The organism is Thermodesulfatator autotrophicus (assembly GCF_001642325.1).
Taxonomy (GTDB): Bacteria; Desulfobacterota; Thermodesulfobacteria; order Thermodesulfobacteriales; family Thermodesulfatatoraceae; genus Thermodesulfatator; species Thermodesulfatator autotrophicus.
This window is the reverse complement of the sequence record NZ_LSFI01000052.1, coordinates 1-1,830: the sequence shown is the minus strand read 5'-3', so window position 1 is coordinate 1,830 and position 1,830 is coordinate 1. Positions and strand designations below refer to the sequence as shown.

Here is a 1,830-nt window from a genome sequence, read left to right as displayed (position 1 = left end):
TACTGGAGCTGGGATCCTAAAGAAACCTGGTCGCTTATAATGTGGCTCATTTATGCGGCTTTGATACATGAGAGATTGGTAGTTGGTTGGCGTGGCCGCAAAGCTGCCTGGCTTTCTTTGGTAGGCTTTGTGGCCTGGCTATTTTCCTTTTTTGTGATAAATCTTTACATATCTGGGCATCACTCTTATGTCGGATAATATTGCTAAAGACCATATAATTGTTATTGGCCTTAATCATCGTACCGCACCGGTAGAAATAAGGGAAAAACTGGCCTTCACCAAAAAAGAAATTGATCCTTTAAATCTGTTTTTAGAGCTTCCGGTTGTGAGAGAGGTACTTTTTCTTTCCACCTGTAACCGGGTGGAGATTCTTCTGGTTACCAGGAATCCAGAGTCTGCTTCTTCCATGGTTAAGCAAGTCTGGGGTAAGGCCAATAAGGTAGAGCTAAATCTTTTTGAACCTCATCTTTATTATTTTTATGACCATGAGGCTATAAGGCATTTGTTTAAGGTGGCTTCAGGGCTTGATTCTTTAGTTCTAGGTGAACCCCAGATACTTGGTCAATTAAAAGAGGCTTATCGTAAAGCAGCTGAACGTCGGGCAACGGGGGTAATACTCAACCGGCTTCTCCATAAAACTTTTTCTGTGGCTAAAAGGATCCGTTCAGAAACTGGTATAGGGAGCCATGCCGTTTCAGTTAGTTACGCGGCGGTAGAACTGGCTAAAAAGATTTTTGGCGAACTAAGCGGCAAACAAGCCATGCTTATAGGGGCTGGCGAAATGGCGGAACTTGCGGCTCAGCACCTTCTTTCCCACGGCGTGGAGAAGCTGGTAGTTGCTAACCGTACTCTTTCACGCGCTATAGAGCTGGCCAAGCAATTCAACGGAGAAGCTATAAGCCTAAATGAGCTGGAAGATTATTTGTTGAAGGTTGATATTGTTATTTCTTCCACCGGGGCTCCTCATTACATACTTAAAAAGGAGCAAATTAAAAAACTTATGCGTCCGAGGAAAATGCGACCGCTTTTTTTTATTGATATAGCTGTTCCCAGAGATATTGACCCGGCGGTAAACGATATTGAAAATGTTTTCGTCTATGATATTGACGATTTAAAAACCGTGGTTGAAGAAAACCTCGCCTTTAGACGCAAAGAAGCTATTAAAGCAGAGCGAATTATAGAGGAAGAAGTAATCAAGTTTACTAACTGGCTTGAACAACTGGAGGTTTATCCTACCATCGTGGCCCTTCGGCAAAAAGCTGAAGAAATTCGCCAAAAAGAACTGGAAAAGACGTTATCGCATTTGAAAAGTAAACTTTCTCCAGAAGACATTGAAGCCATTGATGTTTTAACCAAATCTTTGGTAAACAAACTTTTACATGACCCTATAATTTACCTGAAGAACCGTTATCATAAAGACGGCAAGCTGGTAGTTGATTTTACCCGCAAGATTTTTAATCTTGATGGTGACCGTCCCCTGGAGATTAAACACCCGCCGATCTATCTTCCAGAAGAAAACGAAGAGAATAAAAAAGTCAAAAAGCATTAAAATTTGAGCCTTTTAAAGTCTAGTTGGGACAATTCTACGACATTAATATTTTTCCATAAGGGCTCTGGGCGATTTCGGACAACGTTTTACGGACATATGAAGTCCAGTTTTGCCAAATTTGTGCGGAGGTGCGAAGCACCATAGCCGTATATCCCCACATAGCGTCATCTTGAGGCGACATAGTTGCCGTGGCGATCTCTGATTCCTTTGCTACTGCTCGGGACAAGGATTGCTTCGCTTAGCTCGCATTGACGGTAGTATTTCAGTAATTGTGTCCGAAA

Annotated in this window: 2 protein-coding genes; both read left to right on the top strand. The window is 42.2% G+C overall.

Annotation, left to right across the window (positions count from 1 at the left end; all coding sequences use genetic code 11):
• Window positions 1–198: cytochrome c biogenesis protein CcsA (gene ccsA, locus TH606_RS09815; RefSeq protein ID WP_197460557.1), on the top strand; the 198-nt coding region annotated here is incomplete at its 5' end.
• Window positions 188–1,549 (top strand): glutamyl-tRNA reductase, encoded by a 1,362-nt coding sequence (hemA, locus tag TH606_RS09810; protein WP_068543458.1) that lies wholly within the window; start codon window positions 188–190, stop codon window positions 1,547–1,549. The genes ccsA and hemA, both read left to right, overlap by 11 nt.
• Window positions 1,550–1,830 lie beyond the last annotated feature (281 nt).